At 32.5% G+C, this 18,990-nt stretch carries 16 protein-coding genes; 1 reads left to right on the top strand and 15 read right to left on the bottom strand.

The features are described from left to right. Positions 1–470 precede the first annotated feature (470 nt). Positions 471–638 (top strand): DUF4368 domain-containing protein, encoded by a 168-nt coding sequence (locus AA81_RS14800; RefSeq protein WP_342750138.1) that lies wholly within the window; start codon positions 471–473, stop codon positions 636–638. 134 nt (positions 639–772) lie between these two features. Here the strand turns inward: AA81_RS14800 and AA81_RS10895 are convergent, their stop codons facing one another. From AA81_RS10895 to AA81_RS10825, 15 genes are all read right to left on the bottom strand, one after another. Beyond that, positions 773–1,378 (bottom strand): FMN-dependent NADH-azoreductase, encoded by a 606-nt coding sequence (locus AA81_RS10895; protein ID WP_103899008.1) that lies wholly within the window; start codon positions 1,376–1,378, stop codon positions 773–775. 539 nt (positions 1,379–1,917) lie between these two features. Then, on the bottom strand, positions 1,918–2,811 hold the full coding sequence (locus AA81_RS10890) for a tyrosine-type recombinase/integrase (RefSeq protein WP_103899007.1): 894 nt from the start codon (positions 2,809–2,811) through the stop codon (positions 1,918–1,920). A gap of 75 nt (positions 2,812–2,886) precedes the next feature. Then, on the bottom strand, positions 2,887–4,620 hold the full coding sequence (locus AA81_RS10885) for a phospho-sugar mutase (RefSeq protein WP_103899006.1): 1,734 nt from the start codon (positions 4,618–4,620) through the stop codon (positions 2,887–2,889). 49 nt (positions 4,621–4,669) lie between these two features. Further along, positions 4,670–5,842 (bottom strand): MalY/PatB family protein, encoded by a 1,173-nt coding sequence (locus tag AA81_RS10880; protein WP_103899005.1) that lies wholly within the window; start codon positions 5,840–5,842, stop codon positions 4,670–4,672. 1 nt (position 5,843) lies between these two features. Beyond that, positions 5,844–6,665: an XdhC family protein gene (locus AA81_RS10875; RefSeq protein WP_103899004.1), complete on the bottom strand. Its 822-nt coding sequence runs from the start codon at positions 6,663–6,665 to the stop codon at positions 5,844–5,846. Next, positions 6,665–7,471 carry a bifunctional 5,10-methylenetetrahydrofolate dehydrogenase/5,10-methenyltetrahydrofolate cyclohydrolase gene (locus AA81_RS10870; RefSeq protein ID WP_103899003.1) on the bottom strand — a complete coding sequence of 269 codons (807 nt, stop codon included), beginning with the start codon at positions 7,469–7,471 and terminating at the stop codon, positions 6,665–6,667. The genes AA81_RS10875 and AA81_RS10870 overlap by 1 nt, the downstream gene beginning before the upstream one ends. Before the next feature lie 28 nt (positions 7,472–7,499). Beyond that, positions 7,500–9,164 (bottom strand): formate--tetrahydrofolate ligase, encoded by a 1,665-nt coding sequence (locus AA81_RS10865; protein WP_103899002.1) that lies wholly within the window; start codon positions 9,162–9,164, stop codon positions 7,500–7,502. A 21-nt stretch (positions 9,165–9,185) separates the two neighbouring features. Next, positions 9,186–11,345 carry a glycogen debranching protein GlgX gene (gene glgX, locus AA81_RS10860; RefSeq protein ID WP_103899001.1) on the bottom strand — a complete coding sequence of 720 codons (2,160 nt, stop codon included), beginning with the start codon at positions 11,343–11,345 and terminating at the stop codon, positions 9,186–9,188. 31 nt (positions 11,346–11,376) lie between these two features. Beyond that, the gene (locus AA81_RS10855; RefSeq protein WP_103899000.1) at positions 11,377–12,138 is read right to left on the bottom strand and encodes an ABC transporter ATP-binding protein; all 762 of its coding nucleotides are present in this window, start codon (positions 12,136–12,138) and stop codon (positions 11,377–11,379) included. Continuing rightward, complete coding sequence (locus AA81_RS10850; protein WP_103898999.1) at positions 12,135–13,154, bottom strand: FecCD family ABC transporter permease; 1,020 nt, start codon at positions 13,152–13,154, stop codon at positions 12,135–12,137. Before AA81_RS10850 ends, AA81_RS10855 begins: the two co-directional genes overlap by 4 nt. Before the next feature lie 21 nt (positions 13,155–13,175). After that, positions 13,176–14,180, bottom strand: a complete 1,005-nt coding sequence (locus tag AA81_RS10845) for an ABC transporter substrate-binding protein (protein WP_103898998.1) — start codon at positions 14,178–14,180, stop codon at positions 13,176–13,178. Positions 14,181–14,202: 22 nt separating this feature from the next. After that, the gene (locus AA81_RS10840) at positions 14,203–14,793 is read right to left on the bottom strand and encodes a nucleotidyltransferase family protein (RefSeq protein ID WP_103898997.1); all 591 of its coding nucleotides are present in this window, start codon (positions 14,791–14,793) and stop codon (positions 14,203–14,205) included. Positions 14,794–14,817: 24 nt separating this feature from the next. Beyond that, entirely contained in the window at positions 14,818–16,140 is a 1,323-nt protein-coding gene (locus AA81_RS10835; RefSeq protein WP_103898996.1) for an NCS2 family permease, read from the bottom strand. 25 nt (positions 16,141–16,165) lie between these two features. After that, positions 16,166–17,878: an adenine deaminase gene (gene ade / locus AA81_RS10830; protein ID WP_103898995.1), complete on the bottom strand. Its 1,713-nt coding sequence runs from the start codon at positions 17,876–17,878 to the stop codon at positions 16,166–16,168. 25 nt (positions 17,879–17,903) lie between these two features. Then, positions 17,904–18,989, bottom strand: coding sequence for a 4Fe-4S binding protein (locus AA81_RS10825; protein WP_103898994.1), 1,086 nt, complete (start codon positions 18,987–18,989; stop codon positions 17,904–17,906). Position 18,990 lies beyond the last annotated feature (1 nt).

Raw genomic sequence — 18,990 nt, 5'->3', positions numbered from 1 at the left:
TATTCGGTTAGCCATAGCAACAATTGTTTTAAGCTGAAATCAGATATTTTATACAATATATCACCTGTTTTTATACAGGTGTTTTTCAATTTTACAAGAGTGTCCAGCTTAGTCGGCTCCCTTTGCAAAAGAATTTTTCTATTTTAGGGGTTCGAATCAATCAAATTTTTCGCTTATGGATGAGAGATAAAAATATTTTTCTCTCACTGCTCCATGACAACTGAATACACAATATGAAAACTTGCCACAAGCACTTAAAGATATACCACAGTTTTGCTGTTGGAAATATGAAAAGCGAAGTGGCAGAAAAACTAAAGTCACCTATAATCCTGTAACAGGGGAACGAGCAAAGCCAAATCAACCGGATACATTTAAAAATTTTAGTTCGGCGGTAGATGCTGTAAATGGCTATGACGGTATTGGGTTTTTGGTGGATAATGGCATTTGCGTTATTGATTTAGATAATTGTTTTGATAATAGCGGTAAACTTAACCAAGATTACAGAATTGGATGCAGAAATTATCCGAGAGTTTATTGACAAGATTATTGTGTTCAAAGCTGAAAAGGTAGATGGCCGCAGAACCCAGCGGATTCAAATTTTCTATAACTGCATTGGGGCTATCGACTTGCCAAAATAAATGAAAAAACGGCATAGCCGAATATCAACGACTATGCCGAATTTTTCAGAAATTAATAATCCCTATCTGACCGCTCCAAAAGCGGACTTTTTTATTTACTAAATTGAATTGCTATTAATTTAATACTAATTTTATTAAAAATTCTTAGCTGCTTCTTCAGCTTCTTTTAAAGCATCTGAAATTATTTTTTCCACATCTTCTCCAATAATGTCTAATCTTTGTGCAGCTACTGCTTTGATATCATCAACTCCCATAAATTTTAGTATTGTCCTTATATATCTCATTCCCATCTCAAAGTCTGACATTGGAGGGGTAAGATATTCGCCACCAGTTGTTGTAACACAAAGCGCTTTTTTACCGTTTAAAAGCCCAACAGCACCATGTTCAGTATACTTGAATGTAATTCCTGAAACAGTAATATAATCAAAATAAGCCTTGAGAATAGCTGGGGTATTTAAATTCCACATTGGGAAAGCAAATATATACTTATCTGCTTCAGCAAACTGATATGTATATTTTAAAATAGGATGATTTCGACTTTCTTCGGTTTTTGGCGAAAATATTGTTTGGATATCTTCTTTTGTTAAAAAATGAATGTTTTCTTTATAAAGATCAAGAGTAATAACTTGATCGTTAGGATGAGTTTTTTGATAAACGTTTATAAAGTGATTTGAGATTCTAAAAGTACGAGAATCCTTATCATCTTTGGGGTTTGCCTTGATATATAATACAGTTGACATATCTTTTACCTCCTGAATTTAGTAAATTTTAATATAACACTTTTAATTGTATCAAGACCGTATATACTGTAATTTGCTTTATAATATCTTTTATTTTAATTTTTGTTATAATTACGTAAATACATAAATAAAATAGAAATTTTTTAATTTTTTATGAAAAGCCAAAGTTATTAGAAGTAATAAACATAAAAAATCAAAGATAAAAATTATTTTTATCTTTGATTATAAAAGTTATTTATTTTTTGCTTTTGGGGGATATCTTTTAACAACTTCAGAGTGATAAATGTAAGGTTTATCAACATCCATTTCAAGAACAATGGATATATCTTTATCTAAATGTATAAAGGATGGGAGAGAAACTGAAAATTCCCATTTTCCATTAGAATAGTAAAAATACAAGCCACGTTCGTTATCATAATAAACTTGTGAATTGGGGTAATAATGGTATTGATATTTTGCTCTGTATCCATGAGCTGGTGCCCAAGGCGGTGGAACTTGATCTTTAGGGTTAGAATTAGTAAAAAAGATTTTAAATACGTTTAAATTATTTTATCTAATAGAGAAGTATGATTGTCAGATCTAACATATATTCCAGTAGTAGAAATTGTCGTATGTCCCAATATGTAACGTACCTCTTCTAGATTTTTCCCTGAGTTAAGAAGTCTTTTAGCGCAAGTATGCCTGAGTGCGTGAGGCGTGGCATTTAAGTAATTTATATTTTTATAACCTTTATTTTTTAATTGATCAATTTTTTTATTGGCTTTTATAACATATTTTTTGAATCTACGCTCCATAGTTCGAGAAGAGAAAGGAACATCATTGTTATTGGAAAATAGATACTCTTTATTTTCAGAAAAAGATAATAGCTCTTCTGCATACTCTTTTGAAATTTTAAGATACCTTTCTTTATTTCCTTTCCCTTTTACTATAATTTCTGCATAATTAACATTAAAAACTATACTTTCTTTTTTCAAAGATAAAGCTTCTGATATTCTTAATCCTGTTTTTAATAATAGAGAATAAAACATCCTATCAAAAATATCATCGATAACGAAGAAAAATATTTTTATTTGATCCTCAGTTAGTCCTTTGGGTACATCGCTTGGAATTTTAGTACTCGCGTCTTTCCAATAATTTTTTCCTGTTATTTCTCCGTTTTCATACAGATAATTTAAAAAAGATTTTAAAACTACTATTCTAAGTTTTATAGTTCTTTGAGAGAGATTAGATATCTCTTGTAAATATTTTAGGAAACAAGTTCTATTTAATCCATTTTTTATTACGTACTTTTTATAATTATTCAAAACTTTTCTATATTCTTTTATAGTTGAATCAGCACGTCTTTTAACAAATTTTAGGTAGGATAAGAACTCGTCTATATATTCATTTATTTGATCATTATTAATTTCATTATTGTACGATGTTTCGTTCATAGAATTCCCCCTCTTGTAACTTCCATTAGGTTTAATTCCCCTCTTGAGAGGGGAATTAAAACCATTTATTTTCGACTATTGCACAGAATCTATAATGTCATCTATCGTTCTTCTTATTGAATTTAGTTTTCTTTTTGATTCTTCTTTATTTTTGTCATAAGAGTAAATATAAATCTTAAGTTTTGGTTCTGTTCCCGAAGGTCTGACGGCATACCAAGAACCATCATTAAACCAGAATCTTAAAACATTTGACGAAGGGATTTCCGTAATTACCTCTGTTTTGTTTTCGTTTAAATAATACATTTGATTTTTTGAATAATCGGCGTACTTAGCTAATTTTAAATCAGATATCTGTTTGGGGAAATCATATCTAAATTTTTCCATTATTCTATTAATTCTTTCCTGCCCTGCAACTCCTTCTAGAACTAAAGAAAAATTATTCTCTAATTCATATCCAAACTCTTTATAAATATCCTCTAGAACTTCTAACAAATTTTTACCCTTATTTTTGTAATATCCAACCATTTCTGAAATTAACATAGATGCAATAACGCCATCTTTGTCTCTAACGAAATCTCCCATAACATAACCTATACTTTCTTCAAAACCAAATAAGAATTTATACTTTCCTTCTTTTTCTAGTTCATTTTCCTTTCCACAGATATTTTTAAACCCAGTGAGTGTCTCAAACACAGTTACCCCATATTTATTAGCAATTCTTTTTGATAAATCTCCTGTAACTATAGATTTTATAATAGCAGAGTTAGCATCTAAACTTTTATTTTCTTTTTTACTCTCTAGAATGTAGTTTACCAACAAAGCACCTACTTGGTTACCGTTAGGCATTTTATACTCATTATAATTTAATACTTCAATAGCTGTCCTGTCACAATCGGGATCATTTGCTAATAATAAATCTGCATTTTCCTGACTACCTAATTTTTTTGCCTCTTCAAAAGCAACTTCATATTCTGGGTTTGGATTGGCAACACTTTTGAAATCAGGATCAGGAAGTTCTTGTTCTTTGACAACAAAAACATTGTTGAATCCTCTATCTTTTAATACACGTCTGACAAAGTAGTTTCCAGTACCGTTCAATGGAGTATATACAACATTGATGTTTTTATCAATCTCTTTATCTCTTAAAGATAAACTTTCAACTCTTTTTAAATATTCTTCGTCAAGTTCTTTTGGAACATATTGAAATAATTTCTTTTTTATAGCTTCATTTTCAGGAATTTTCTTAATTTTATCAAAATCATATCCAATTTCTTCTATTTTTTCTACTATACCGTTGGCTACATCATCTAATATTTGTGAACCTTGGTCCCAATAAACTTTGTATCCATTGTAATTTTTAGGATTATGACTCGCTGTAATTACAATACCCGCTGTAGTTTTCAAGTATCTAACAGCAAAAGAAAGGACTGGCGTTGGTCTTATATCTTCAAACAAATAAGCTTTTACGCCATTCCCAGCTAAAATCAATGCTGACTGTTTGGCAAATTCTTTTGAAAAATGCCTCACATCGTAAGCTATAACAACTCCCATATTCATTCTTTCCTGTCCAAAATCCTTTATATAATCAGCGAGAGCCTGAGTTGCTCTTCCCACAGTATAAATGTTCATCATGTTGGTACCGATTCCTAACTTTCCTCTTAAGCCCGCAGTTCCAAATTCTAAGTCTTTGTAAAATCTCTCTTTTATTTCTTCGTCGTTGTTTTCTATTTTTTTCAACTCTTTTTTTGATTCTTCATCAATAAAAGGATTATTGAGCCAAGTATAATAAATTTTCTTGTAATCTCTCAAAACCATTACCTCCTGTGTTTAGATTATACCATCCTTCAATTAAAATAATTTATAGGCCTTTAAAAGCATCATAAATGTTATTACAAGCTTTTTCTATGACACTTTTTGGACACCCTATATTCATTCTAAAATAACCTTTCCCTTCTTCTCCAAAAATGCTTCCTTCTTCTAATCCAACTTTTGCTTGGCTTACAAGTACCTCTTTTATCTTTTCTTCATCTCCATATGCCCTAAAATCTAACCACATTAGGTATGTCCCTTCGGGTTTTGTTATTTTCACTTTTGGTAGCTTATCATTAAAAAAGCTTATTACAAAATCTATATTATTTTCTAGATATATTAGTAGCTCTTTATGCCAATCTTCACCTTTTTCATATGCTACTTTAGCAGCTATCATGCCAAATATATTTAGGCTACTACTAGAAATACTTTCAACAGTATTTTTGTATTCGTTTCTTAATTCATTGCTTGGAATAACTACATATGAGGCCTTTAAGCCTGCTAAGTTAAATGTTTTACTTGGAGCATAAAAGGTTAGTGATTTTTCTTTTATTTCTTGAGAAATAGAGACAATAGGAATATGTTTGTTACTTGGATATATAAGATCTGAATGTATTTCATCAGATAATAGAATAACGTTGTGTTTAATACATAAATCACTTAATTTTTTAAGCTCTTGTTTTTTCCACACCCTACCAACTGGATTGTGTGGATTACAAAGTATAAAAAGTTTCGTTCTTTTATCAGATAACTTTTTCTCTAAATCCTCATAATCCATAAGATAATTCCCGTTTTCTGTTTTTAGAGAATTACGTAATATCTCTCTTCCGTTAGATTTGATGATGTTGTAAAAGGGATAATAAACTGGTGTTTGAACTACTACTTTATCTCCAGGTTTTGAAAAAGCAAGAATCGCTATTTTTAACGCATCAACAACTCCATCTGCTGTTATTATCCATTCTTTACTGATATTCAACTCATGTCTTTTTTTAACCCAATTTACAAAAGAATCAAAATAATTATCATCTATTATTGGATAGCCAAATACCCCATGATCTGCTCTTTCTTTCAAACTTTGTATGACTTCAGGGGGAGACTTAAAATCCATATCAGCTACCCACATAGGGATGATATCTTCTCTTCCATATAACTGTTTTAAAGCCTTCCACTTAGCCGATTCTGTATTTCTTCGATCAATTATTTCATCAAAGTTATATTTCATCTCAAGATTTCTCCTTTACTGAATAAGTATTTCTTAAAACAGATATATTGGCCTTTCTATAAACCGTAATAATTTCAGCCAAAATTGAAATAGCAATTTCTTCAGGAGTTTCCGCACCTATTGGAATTCCAATAGGTTGATAAATATTATCTACATAACTTTTTGAAACTCCTCTCTTTAATAAGTTTTCTTTCATTTTTAATGTTTTTCTTAATGAACCAATTACACCCAAATAAGCGAAAGATTTACCTTCTAGCAATCTTACAACATCTTCGTCTAATGAATGCTGGTGAGTTAGAACAACAACATAAGTATTCTTATCAAAATTTATTTTCTTAAGGGCTTCATCTAAAGAACAAACTATAATTTCTGTCCAAGAAATGTTTTGTTGATTAGCCAAATCTTCTCTATCATCCCAAACGATTGTTTTAAACCCTGTTACACTTGCAACTCTTGCTAAAGCTTTACCTACGTGACCCGCTCCAAATATTACTATTTTTGGTTCGTTTCCCAATGGTTCTAATAGAATGCTTATTTCCCCACCACAAATAGATTTCCCATCACTTTCTTTTTCTCTGAGTACCGCATCATAAATTTTAGGCTCTATTTCCCCCTTTTTTATCATTTCATTTGCTTTATCTATGACTTCTTTTTCTGAAGGGCCTCCGCCAACTGTTCCAATTGTTGAGCCATCAGTTCTAACCCACATACTTGCTCCAATATTTCTTGGGGTAGAACCTACTGCTCTAATAATTGTACATAGAACGCCTGATTTCCCTTCTTGTATTTCTTTGTTTATAATTTTTAATAGTTCAATATTCATTAAAACTCCCCTTTTGCAGCTCTAAATACATTCCTCATTAGTATTGCTGTTGTCAAACTCCCAACTCCTCCAGGAACGGGAGTCAAATTACATATTTCAGAAACATCTTGTGAAACATCCCCTACTACCTTGCCGTTAACAACATTAATTCCTACATCGATAACGATTGTTCCTTCTTTTACAAAACTTTTATCAACAAAATTAGCTCTACCTATTGCTGCTACTAATATATCAGCTCTTTTAGTGACTTCTTTTAAATTTTCTGTTTTTGAATGAGAAACTGTTACAGTAGCATCCCTACCGTGTTTTTGAAGCAGTATAGCAGCGGGTTTTCCAACTGTAGTGCTTCTTCCGATTATAACTACGTTCTTTCCTTTAACGTCAGTAAAATCTTCTATAATTTTCACTACTGCTTCTGCTGTACAAGGTATGAAAAGTTCTTTTTCATAAAACATCGAACCTATATTGTATAAGCTGACTCCTTCTACATCTTTAAATGGGGAGATGTTTTTTGCAATATCTAATTCCGTAAAACCTTTTTTCAAAGGTCTAGCAACGAATATTGCATGAGTATTTCTATCTTCATTATGTTTTTGAAGATCTTCTACTAGATTATTGCTTTCAACAATTTCTAAGTTTATTCCGTATTTTTTCGCGCTTCGTTTCTGGGAATTTAGATAAGATAAAGTAGACTTATCAGGTTCAACAACTAAACTAACAAGTTTGGGTTCGAAAGTCAACTCATTTTTTATAATATCTATTTCTTCTTTAATATTTTTTATTGTGTCTTTTACATCGATAAACATTTTAACCCTCCTATACTTTTTAACTTTTTTAAGATAATCCAGAGATGTCGCCCTTTTCATCTATGTCCATATTAACAGCGTTTGGAACCTTTGAAAGTCCAGGCATTCTGAGTATATCTCCAGCCAATGCAACAACAAATCCAGCACCAGCGGATAATTCAAAGTCTCTTATTGTAAATGTATAATCTTTTGGAGCTCCTAGTTTATTCGGATCATCTGAGATTGAATTCTGTGTTTTAGCTATAATTACAGGAAGTTTATCATAACCATACTTTTTAAGATATCTTAATGAAGATAAAGCAGAAGATGTATACTCTACCTTTCCAGCACGGTATATATTTTTTGCTAATTTATCTATCTTTTTTTCAATAGGATCTTCAAAATTGTATATAGGAGTCAAGTTTGATTCCTTTTCAGTTAGTCTAACAACTTTTTCAGCTAAATCAATAGCTCCTTGAGAACCCTTTTCAAATCCCTCATTGACACTAGATTCAACACCTAATTCTTTGCAAAAATTTTCAACTATGGAAATCTCCTCTTCTGTGTCTGAATAAAATTTGTTTATCGAAACAATTACCGGAAGATTAAACTTCTTCAGATTTTCTACGTGGACTTGTAAATTGGCTAAACCTTTTTTCAAATTCTCTGTATTTGGAGTATTCAATTCATCTTTTTTTTGTCCTCCATGGTACTTTAATGCTCTTATCGTTGCAACAAGAACTGTAGCTGATGGTTTCAATCCGAAAGTAGGTGAAACAAAGTCATAGAATTTTTCAGCTCCAAGGTCTGACCCAAAACCAGATTCAGTCACAACATAATCAGAAAGTTTTAATGCGAGTTTAGTAGCTAGTATTGAATTAGTTCCGTGAGCTATATTTGCAAATGGCCCACCATGAACAAAAGCAGGAGTGTTTTCTAAAGTTTGAACTAAATTTGGATTTATAGCATCTTTTAATAAGACGGTTAGTGCTCCTTCTATTTCTAAATCTTTGACAGTTATAGGTTCACCTTTTCTATTTCTTGCAACTACTATATTGGATAATTTGTTTTTTAACTCTTCTAAATTCTGAGACAAGCATAGTATGGCCATGATTTCTGATGCAGCGGTAATTATGAATCCGTCTTGCCTTGGATAACCGTTTTTTCTCCCACCAAGTGCTACTATAATTTCTCTTAGAGCTCTATCATTCATATCCATCGCCCTAGGCCATGAAACTCTAGTAGGGTCTATATTCAATTTATCGTATTTGATATAATCGTCTATAACAGCAGAAATTAGATTATGAGCGGATGTTATGGCATGTATGTCTCCTGTAAAATGGAGGTTAATATCTTCCATTGGAAGAACTTGTGAATAACCCCCACCTGCCGCTCCACCTTTTATTCCCATTACCGGTCCCAACGAAGGTTCTCTTAAAGTTACTAATGAATTCTTATGGATCTTATTTAAAGCCATCGATAAAGATATACTTGTGGTGGTTTTACCTTCTCCTGCAGGTGTAGGAGTAATTGCTGTAACCATTATAAGTTTCCCATCTTCTTTAAATTGTAGTTCATTTATGTAATTATGAGAAACCTTTGCTATATTTTTTCCGTATAAACTATAGTGCTCTTCAGGAATGTCTAATTCGTTAGCTATGAGATCGATTCTCTTTAATTTTGCTCTCCTTGCGATTTCAATATCTGTAAGCATAAAAAATCCTCCTTTTAAGAATTATTGAGATATTAAAACAATTGAACTTCTAGATTTGACTTTGTATTTTAGAGTTTCTAATTTCAATGGATCTTCCAAAAAATCATTTGGACTTTCTTTGGAAGTATCAACGACTCTATGCCATTTTTTCCCATTAGGAAGCTTGGGGATTTCAAATATAAGATCTTGATCGAAAGCATTTAAAGCAACGTAAATGTCTTCATCTTTCTCTTGACAATTTTTTATGTAATCATCTCCACTTATCATAAAAGCTAAACTACGTGAAAAATAACTAAAATCTGGTTTAAAAGGTTCAACTCCATGCCAGGTAATATCAGCAATTCCATCTCCTCCTATGTCTTTTCCTGTGAAAAATCTGTCTCTTCTTAGTGCGCAATGTTTTTTTCTAAAATTTATCATCTTTTTGGTGAATTCAAAGATATCTGCAAATTTGTTTTTTCTACTCCAATCTACCCAGGATATATGGTTGTCTTGACAGTAAGTGTTGTTATTACCTAGTTGAGTTCTGCAGAATTCATCCCCCATTAAAATCATAGGTAGTCCTTGAGAAACCATTAATATAGTTATAAAATTTTTTATTTGTTGTTTTCTTAATTTTATAATCTTCATATCATTTGTTTCACCTTCTACACCATGGTTGAAACTATAATTAGCATCTGTTCCATCTTTATTGTTCTCTCCATTTGCTTCGTTATGTTTGTTATTATAAGATACTAAGTCCCATAACGTAAAACCATCGTGGGAAGTAACAAAATTAACACTATGGTATGGTTTTCTTCCTCTTCTCTCAAAAAGGTCGGGACTTCCTGCAATTCTTGTGGCTAAGTCTGCAACTGTTCCGTTATTTCCTCTTATAAATTTTCTCACAGTATCTCGAAATTTTCCGTTCCATTCTGCCCATCCTGTAGGAAAATCTCCAACATAATACCCGCCTGCAGCGTCCCATCCTTCTGCAATAAGTTTTGTTCCAGCAAGAATAGGATCGTCAGCTATATCTTTTAACAAAGAAAGGTCTCCAACCCAATTACCTTTAGTGTCTCTTCCTAAAATTGATGCCAAATCAAATCTAAAACCATCAACGTGCATCTCTGAAACCCAATGTCTAAGACTGTCTAGAATCATCTGTTTAACAACATAATGGCTTGAATTTATCGTGTTTCCCGTTCCTGAATAATTTTCATAATATCTTGGATTTACCCTACTCAATAAGTAATAGACAGAATTTTCTAATCCTCTGAAATTTAAAGTAGGACCCATCTCATTTCCTTCAGCTGTGTGGTTGTACACCACATCTAAAATTATCTCTATATCATTCTTATGTAATTCATAAACAAGGTCTTGAAACTGTACAACCTCGTCACCTATTTTAAGTCCATATCTATAATTGTTAGTTACGGAGAAAAAACTTATAGGATTGTATCCCCATACGTTTTTTAATCTTTCCCCCGTTAAAGGATTTATGTTGAGATTATCGTTCATAGAAAATGAAAACACTGGCATTAATTCTACAGCGTTTACGCCAAGCTCTTTGAGGTAATTAATTTTTTCAATTATTCCTTTGTATGTTCCCCTGTGTTCAACTTCAGAATTCGGACTTATCGTAAAAAGCCTCACATGCATCTCATAGATAACAAGATCATTCAGTGAATGCCTAGGATGTATGTCATCTTTCCAATTGTAATTTTTACAATTCCATATAACTGATTTTAAACCTGATCTGGCTGAGTCAAGGGAAGAAATCCTGAGATCTTTTTCATTGCTATCTCTATCATAACCGTAAATAGAATAATCTGAAAAGTCTAACTTGCCACCAAGAACTTTAGCATATGGGTCCAAAAGTAACTTGTTTGGATTGAATCTATGTCCTTTTTCTGGTTCATATGGTCCTCCTATTCTCCATCCATAATAATATCCAGATGTGAGATTTTCAACAAATACGTGCCAAATATCTCCTGTTCTATTAGCAATCTTATCTAACGTATATTTGAAAATAGGAGTTTCATCATAATACTTTTCGTATATTTCCAAGGTTACAGAAGTACCATTTCTTGTATATATACCAAAATTAACCCCATTATCTTCAATTCTAGTTCCCAAAATTGGTTCGCCTTTTGTTACTTTAAATCTGCTACTTTTTGTGGATTGGCTTGTGACTTCCATAGTAACACCTTCCAATAATTCGTTATATTTTTTAATTTATGTAAATAATGCTTTTATCATTAATATAATCTACCGATATATCAACTTCATACAAGGTTTGAAGATTCTTTGCATTCATAACTTTTTCTTTTTCGCCACTTGAAATTATTTGCCCGTTTTTTACCATAATAATTTTATCGCAAAATCTGAGAGCCAAATTTGGATCATGTAGAGCAGTAATAACCCCTTTTCCTTCTTCACTCAACTTTTTCATCTCTTTCATTAATAAGTACTGATTTTTAAAATCCAAATGAGATGTAGGTTCATCCATTACTAAATAATCAGTATCTTGCATCAAAGCTCTTGCAATCAAAACTAATTGCTTTTCTCCACCACTTAATTGATTGAAATTTTTTTCTGAAAGCTTTCCAATATTGAAAAATTTAAGCATTTCAAAAGCCTTCTCGTAATCTTTATTATTGGGCATTTTTCCTAAGGTTAGATAAGGCGTTACACCCATTGATACTATATCCAACACAGAATAGGAAAAAACCGATGCATGTTCTTGAGGTACAACGCTAATAAGTTTGGCAATCTCTCTATTTTTTAAATGGCGGATATTAGAATCTTCGATATAAATTTCTCCGAAATACGGTTTTAATAGGCCATTTAAACATTTCAAAATAGTAGTTTTCCCAGAACCATTTGGTCCTAACAAAGCTACAAGCTCTCCTTTATTAAAAGAAAAATTAATATCATCGATTGTTTTTTTATTAGGTTCATATGAAAAAGATAGGTTTTTAACCTTTATCATTGATTCCACCCACTTTCTCTTCTACGTATAAGAAGATACACAAAAAAAGGGGCACCAATAAATGCAGTAACAATACTTATAGGTATCTCAGATGGAGTGAGAGTTCTTGCAATATTATCCATAATTAATAACAATATACCTCCTAAAACACCTGCTGCTGGAAGCATATACCTATGATTCGCTCCTATAATGTATCTCGCTATATGAGGAGTTACCAAACCTATCCAAGTTACTTGGCCAGCAACAGCAACTGTTGGAACAATCATCACAGTGCTAACAAATATTAATAATATCCTCGTCCATTTAACGTTGACACCCATCGATATGGCTTCTTCATCCCCCATTGACATAACGTTTAAATGCCATCTCAATATTAAAAGTATTATAATACCGGGAACCATACTAAATAGAGAAATATAAACCTCTCTCCATCCAGCTCTGTTAAATCCTCCCATCAGCCAAAAAACAATATTTGGTAATTTCTCATAGGGATCAGCTAAGTACTGTATTAAAGAAACTCCCGCATTGAAAAAAGAAGTTACAGCCATTCCAGCTAAGACTAAAACTGTAACTCCCTTAACTTTACTCCATACAGAGATATAAAAAGTTAAAAACACCGCTATAAGCCCAAAAGAAAAGGAGAATAAGTAAGGTCCTAACAAACCCTCTTTGTTCAGCAAAATTCCTAAAGCTACCCCAAAAGCTGATCCAGCTGATACTCCTAAAATCGAAGGCGAAGCTAAAGGATTTCTAAAAACGCTTTGATATGTCGCCCCAGTCATGGATAAAATGGCACCAACTATCGTAACTAAAATTATTCTTGGTAAACGTATATAGAAAAAAACATTCCAATCGTTGCTATTTATAGATTCTTCTCTAATAATTCGGGTCCCCATATTTGTTAAAATTTCAGATATAGATATTTTGTATCTCCCTATAAAAAGAGAAATTATAAAAACAGAGATTAATAATATAATTAATAGTGTTAATGTTTTTCTTTGACTTTGTATATGCATTTTTATATCTCCAAGTAATTTTTAGTTATTTGCCTTATTTAAAAGTTCATTGTAAGAGATCCCGTACAATGTATAATAAAAATCATTTACAATTTGTTCATAATCAATATTTGTAAATAAATCAGGATGAGCGTTTATAGCTAACCATAACATTCCTAAATATGAAGAAGGGTTAGGATAATCCCATGGTTCTAATTCTGAAGGGAATCGATAAACTTCTTTATTTTTAAAAGCCTTGACATAACGATATTTAGGATCATTTAATAAATCATCTATATTTCCTCTGTATCCTTGAGAAGTAACTACCATATCAGGATTCCAAACGATCAATTGTTCAGGGGAAATCTTCACAAAACCTTTTTTGCTCATTGCGGCAGGATTTATACCCCCTGCTAATTCTATCATATCAGTTTGCAATAAACCTTCGCCAACTGTATCTAATAATTCTGAATTAGCAAAATAAATAACTTTTTTTTGATTGTTTGGTAAGTTCTTTGTCCTTTGTAATATATTTAGAATATTTTCAAACTGTTCATCGACTATTCTTGCCTTTTCTTCTAAACCTAATACTTTACCAAGTAATATGTTAGTTTCTCTTATTTGTTCTAAACTTTCAGGATTAATTACGAAAGATGCTATCCCTAATTTTTCTAGTTTAGATGCTGTTAATTCTGCTTCGTTATGGGGAAATAAAATAACCACATCTGGTTGTAGTGAAGCGATTGTTTCAATATTTACTCCTTCTCTTTTTGAACCCACAGCGGTTAGATTTTTAATTTCTGGATACATGTAACTGAATAATTTTTCCCTATTTGATCCATCATCCACACCTACCAGCTTATCCTGCGCATTTAATGCAAAGACAAACTGCGTGGCTGGTTTATAGGTAGTTACAATTCTTTCAACATTAGCAGGAACTTTTACCTCTCTTCCTACCATATCTCTCACAATAACAAAGTCAGAAGAAAAAAGTGTAGTTATCATTAATAAGAGAATAAATATAAAGAATAAGAAATACTTTTTCATAAAAACACTCCTTTGTATTAGATTAATGTTTATATTTTTCGTATTCCTCGGGAGTATCGATGTCAATTAATATACCTTCATCTTCTACTTCTAAATAATTAATTTTCTCAGGGTAAAGTTTCAGAAGATTCCTTAATCCACCAGGTCCATTTAACTTAAATATATCAGGGACAAATGTTTTATGAACTATCAAAGGATGCCCCCTACAGCCCATATATGTAGGGGCTAAAATAGGGGGCTTATTTTTAGTTAATTCTGTCATCAATTGATTATAAGTAGCTGTTCTAATTAAAGGCATATCTCCCAAAGTAAAAAGAATATATTCTGTATCTTTTGGGAGAAGTTTCAAACCTGTCCAAACGGTTGTTATCATTCCGTTTTTGTAATTTTCATTAATTAATACTTTTATTTTCTTTTCACTAATATTAGAAAAAATTGGTTTAATTTTTTCATAATTAGCCCCAAGTACTACTCTTATCTCTCTTATATATTGACAATGAATTAGATTGAAAACAACACTCTCTATTACAGTTTTATCTCCCCAAGGAAGTAACTGTTTTATTTTCCCCATTCTTTTTGATTCACCCGCTGCCAAAACTACAGACGTAACCATTAAACCAACCTTTCTATTTCTGATTTATAACCATATAAAATACACGATAAACAATGCACATAAAACATATACTAACCAATGAACCTCTTTAGCTTTTCCAGTGAATAATTTAATTATTGGATATGTAATGAATCCTAAAGCTATTCCATTTGAAATTGAATAAGTTAATGGCATAGCTATCATAGCAACAAAAGCGGGTAAAACTTCTGTAAAGTCATCCCATTTAATAGTCCTTATATTGGATAACATCATTACACCTACTATTATCAAAGCTGGAGCAGTTGCAGCACCTGGAACTATAGCAATTATTGGTTGAAAAAACAGCGATAAGAAAAACAAAAAGGCAACAACAATACCTGTAAGCCCTGTTCTACCACCTTCAGAAACTCCAGAAGCAGATTCGACGTATGTTGTTACTGTACTTGTTCCAAAAAGAGCACCGCCTGTCGTGGCTATAGCATCCGCCAAGAGAGCTTTATCTGCCTTGGGAAGAGAACCGTCCTCTTTCAAATATCCTGCTTGTTGGCTAACTCCTACTAAAGTTCCGGCTGTATCGAAAAGGTCAACGAATAAGAAAGAAATCAAAACACCTATCATACTAAAACTAAAAGCTGATCTTAAGTCTAATTCAAATAAAACCTGATTCCAATCAGCCATTTTAGGCAAAGCAACTACTCCTTGAGGAGTTGGTGTAACTCCATTGAACAATCCTAAAATAGTTGCAATAATAATGCCTATTAGTAAAGCCCCTTTAACTCTTAATGCATGCAAAATTCCAGTGATGATTAAACCTAAAATAGCAATTAAAGCCGTTCCTGAAAATATGTCCCCCATTCTAACTAGCGTGGCGGGATCTGCTACCACTATTCCAGCATTTTGTAATCCAATAAATGCAATAAACAAACCAATTCCGGAACTTATACCCGTTTTTAAACCCATGGGGATAGAGTTAACGATCATTTGTCTAACAGGGGTAACGCTCAAGATAATAAATATGATACCTTCCATAAATACAATACCAAGGGCAGTTTGCCAACTAACCCCCATTCCTATAACAACAGAATAAGCAAAAAATGCGTTCAATCCCATTCCTGAAGCTAATGCAAAAGGATAATTCGATAGAAGTGCCATCATCACAGTACCTAAAATAGCTCCTGCAATAGTAGCAATAAATACTCCATTGAAAGGCATGCCAGCATCGCTCAAAATAGACGGGTTTACGAATATAATATACGCCATGGTCATAAACGTGGTGATCCCTGCCAATACTTCCGTCCTAACGTTAGTTCCGTTTTCCTTCAATTTAAAAGTTCTTTCTAAAAAGCCTACCTGTTTTGTTTCAGCCATGTGCTAACCCCCTCATTTGGAATGTTTATTCTAACACCAAACTTACGAAAGAATGGTTTACAACATCGTACAACCCTTCGCAAGTAATTTTAAGTTCTGGAACAACTGGTAAACCCATAAAAGCTAAAGTCATAAATGGACTTTGAATCTTTACACCTAAATCATAGACAATTTTTCTTAGATCTTTCAACTTTTGTGAAACATATTCAATAGGTTCTTCAGAAACTAATCCTCCAACCGGTAACGGTAAAAAATCTAGCACGTTCCCATCTTTAGTTACAACGATTCCACCATGAAGTTCTGATATTTTTTCAACAGCGACTTTCATATCGTAAGAATTGCTCCCTATAACTATGATATTATGAGAATCATGAGCTATTGAGCTAGCAATTGCACCTGATTTTAAATTAAATTCTTTTAATAAGCCTAGTCCTATTTTACCATTTTTCTGGTACCTTTCGACAACTGCAATTTTATTTATCCCATTTTTTATTAATTCATCTTCATATAATTCGGATTTTGGAGAAAAAAAATCTAATTTAGTAACTATCTGATCTTTTATTAAACTCATGATTCTATATGTTTCACCTTGTGGCATATGAAAATCATTTTCTTTAATTTTAGGAATTTTAATAGAATTAAATACCGGTTCTGGCTTAGAAGAATTACCGCTATTTATAGAAAAAAGAAACTTTCCCTCTTTTGCTACCAACATTCCATCTTTATAAACTTCCTTTATAGTTAGATCATTCAAATTTTCTACAATAATTAAATCCGCTTGATAACCAGGGGCAATAGCTCCTAAATAATTGATTCCGAGGGCTTTAGCCGCATTAATTGTTGCAAGCCTAATTGCTCTTAAAGGATTCATCCCCAAACTTATGGCTTTTTTAATCATGAAATTAATATGTCCTTCTGATAATAAATCTTCAGGATGCCTATCATCTGTTGCAAATAGAAAATAGCTAACATTAGAGTCGTTTATTGCTGGTAATATACTTTCTAAATCCCTTGTAACCGACCCTTCTCTTACCATTACATACAAACCTTTAGAAACTTTTTCTAAAGCCTCTTGTGAAGTTGTTGTTTCGTGGTCCGCTCGAATACCCGCCAAAAGATATGCATTTAATAATTTATCTTTTAATTTTGGCGCATGCCCATCGATAAAATAATTTTGCATCAACTCTATCTTATCCCATATATAATCTTGGCCATTTATAATACCTTCGAAATCCATTACCTCTCCTAAACCAAAGAATTGATTTTTTGATAACATTTCTTTTATCTTTAAAGCATCTAAAACGGCGCCTGAATTATCAAAAGGAGTTACGGGAACACAGGAAGGAATCATTAAATTAAAATTCCAAGGTAAATTTTTCCCTAAATTAAGAAAATATTCAACACCTATCTCTCCTGCAACGTTTGCAATTTCATGGGGATCTGCAACAATCGTTAATGTTCCTAAGGGAATGACTGTCTTAGCAAACTCTTCAACGGAAACCATTGTGCTTTCTAAATGCAAATGAGCATCAATAAAACCAGGAGAAATGTATTTCCCATTTAAATCAATTTCTTTAACTCCAGAATAATTACCCCAACCAATAATTTTTCCATTCGAAACAGCCAAGTCTTCTTCAATAATTCTTTCATTAAAAACGTCGATTATTTTCCCATTTTTAAAAACAATATCTGCCTTTTCTTTTCCTAAAGCAACAGGCAAAAGGTTCTTATTAGACATAAAAAGTAGTCTCCTTCCGTATATCTCAGATAGTTAAGGCATTGAAATTGCATCTGGAGACACACAAACCGCATCCTTCGCATTTATCTTCATCAATTCTTACACTATGAAGTGATTTAACCAAATGTATTGCATCGTACACACAACTTTTTAAGCAAAGACCACATTCTGTACACTTTTCATCATCCACTTTAGGTATTACTAACTCATACCTTGGATGATCAATAATATTCTGTTGGGCAATCCCTCTAATTTCATCTAAAGAGTTGTAACCATGACTATCGAGAAACTCTTCAATGCCTTTAGATATTTTCCCATATATTTGTGGTCCATTTAAAATAGCTGCCGTACATACCTGAACAGCTTGAGCGCCTGCCATAATCATCTTTATGGCCTCTTTAGCGGTACTTATACCTCCTACACCAATGACTGGAATATTAACAGATTTTACTGCTTCAAAGACAGATTTAAGTGCCAAAGGAAAGATCGCTTGTCCTGAAAGCCAACCATAACCATTTTTACTACCTAGTAAGGCTCGTCCAGTTTCCAAATCTATATCCAATGTTGGACCAAAAGAATTTATCAGTACAATCCCATCTGCGCCAGCTTTTTCAGCTTCTTTAGAAAATGTGGGGATATCAATCTGTGGGCTTAATTTAACCATTACAGGAAGATTAGTTGACTCTTTAGCAGCTTTGATGCTGTTAATCATAGGGGTTGGATCGCTACCTAAATAATGAGTTGATAATTCAAAACAATCTGCAAATTTTTCTATTCTTGGAATAACTTCCCTAATTTCTTCAGCGGTATATCCTACTCCAATAATTACAGGCAATCCAGTTTCAACTACTTTTGGATACTCTTTTTCTATCCATTTTTCTAAAGGAAGTTCGGACCATAATTCCGTGTTTATAAAACCACCTTTAACTTGAGCCATATTAGGTTTTGGAACTTTTGCTGCTTCAACGGAAACGGTTTTAGTGACTATAGCCCCAGCTCCACCTTCTTTTGCTCTATGAGCAGCTTCACCATTTCTAATAGGAGGACCTGCCGCGGGCATAACTGGATTTTTTAATAACATTCTCAAAAGATTAACAGATATATTAGCCATG

Source organism: Petrotoga halophila DSM 16923 (assembly GCF_002924615.1).
The sequence above is the reverse complement of the archived record's forward strand: the minus strand, read 5'-3'. Positions and strand labels throughout refer to the sequence as shown.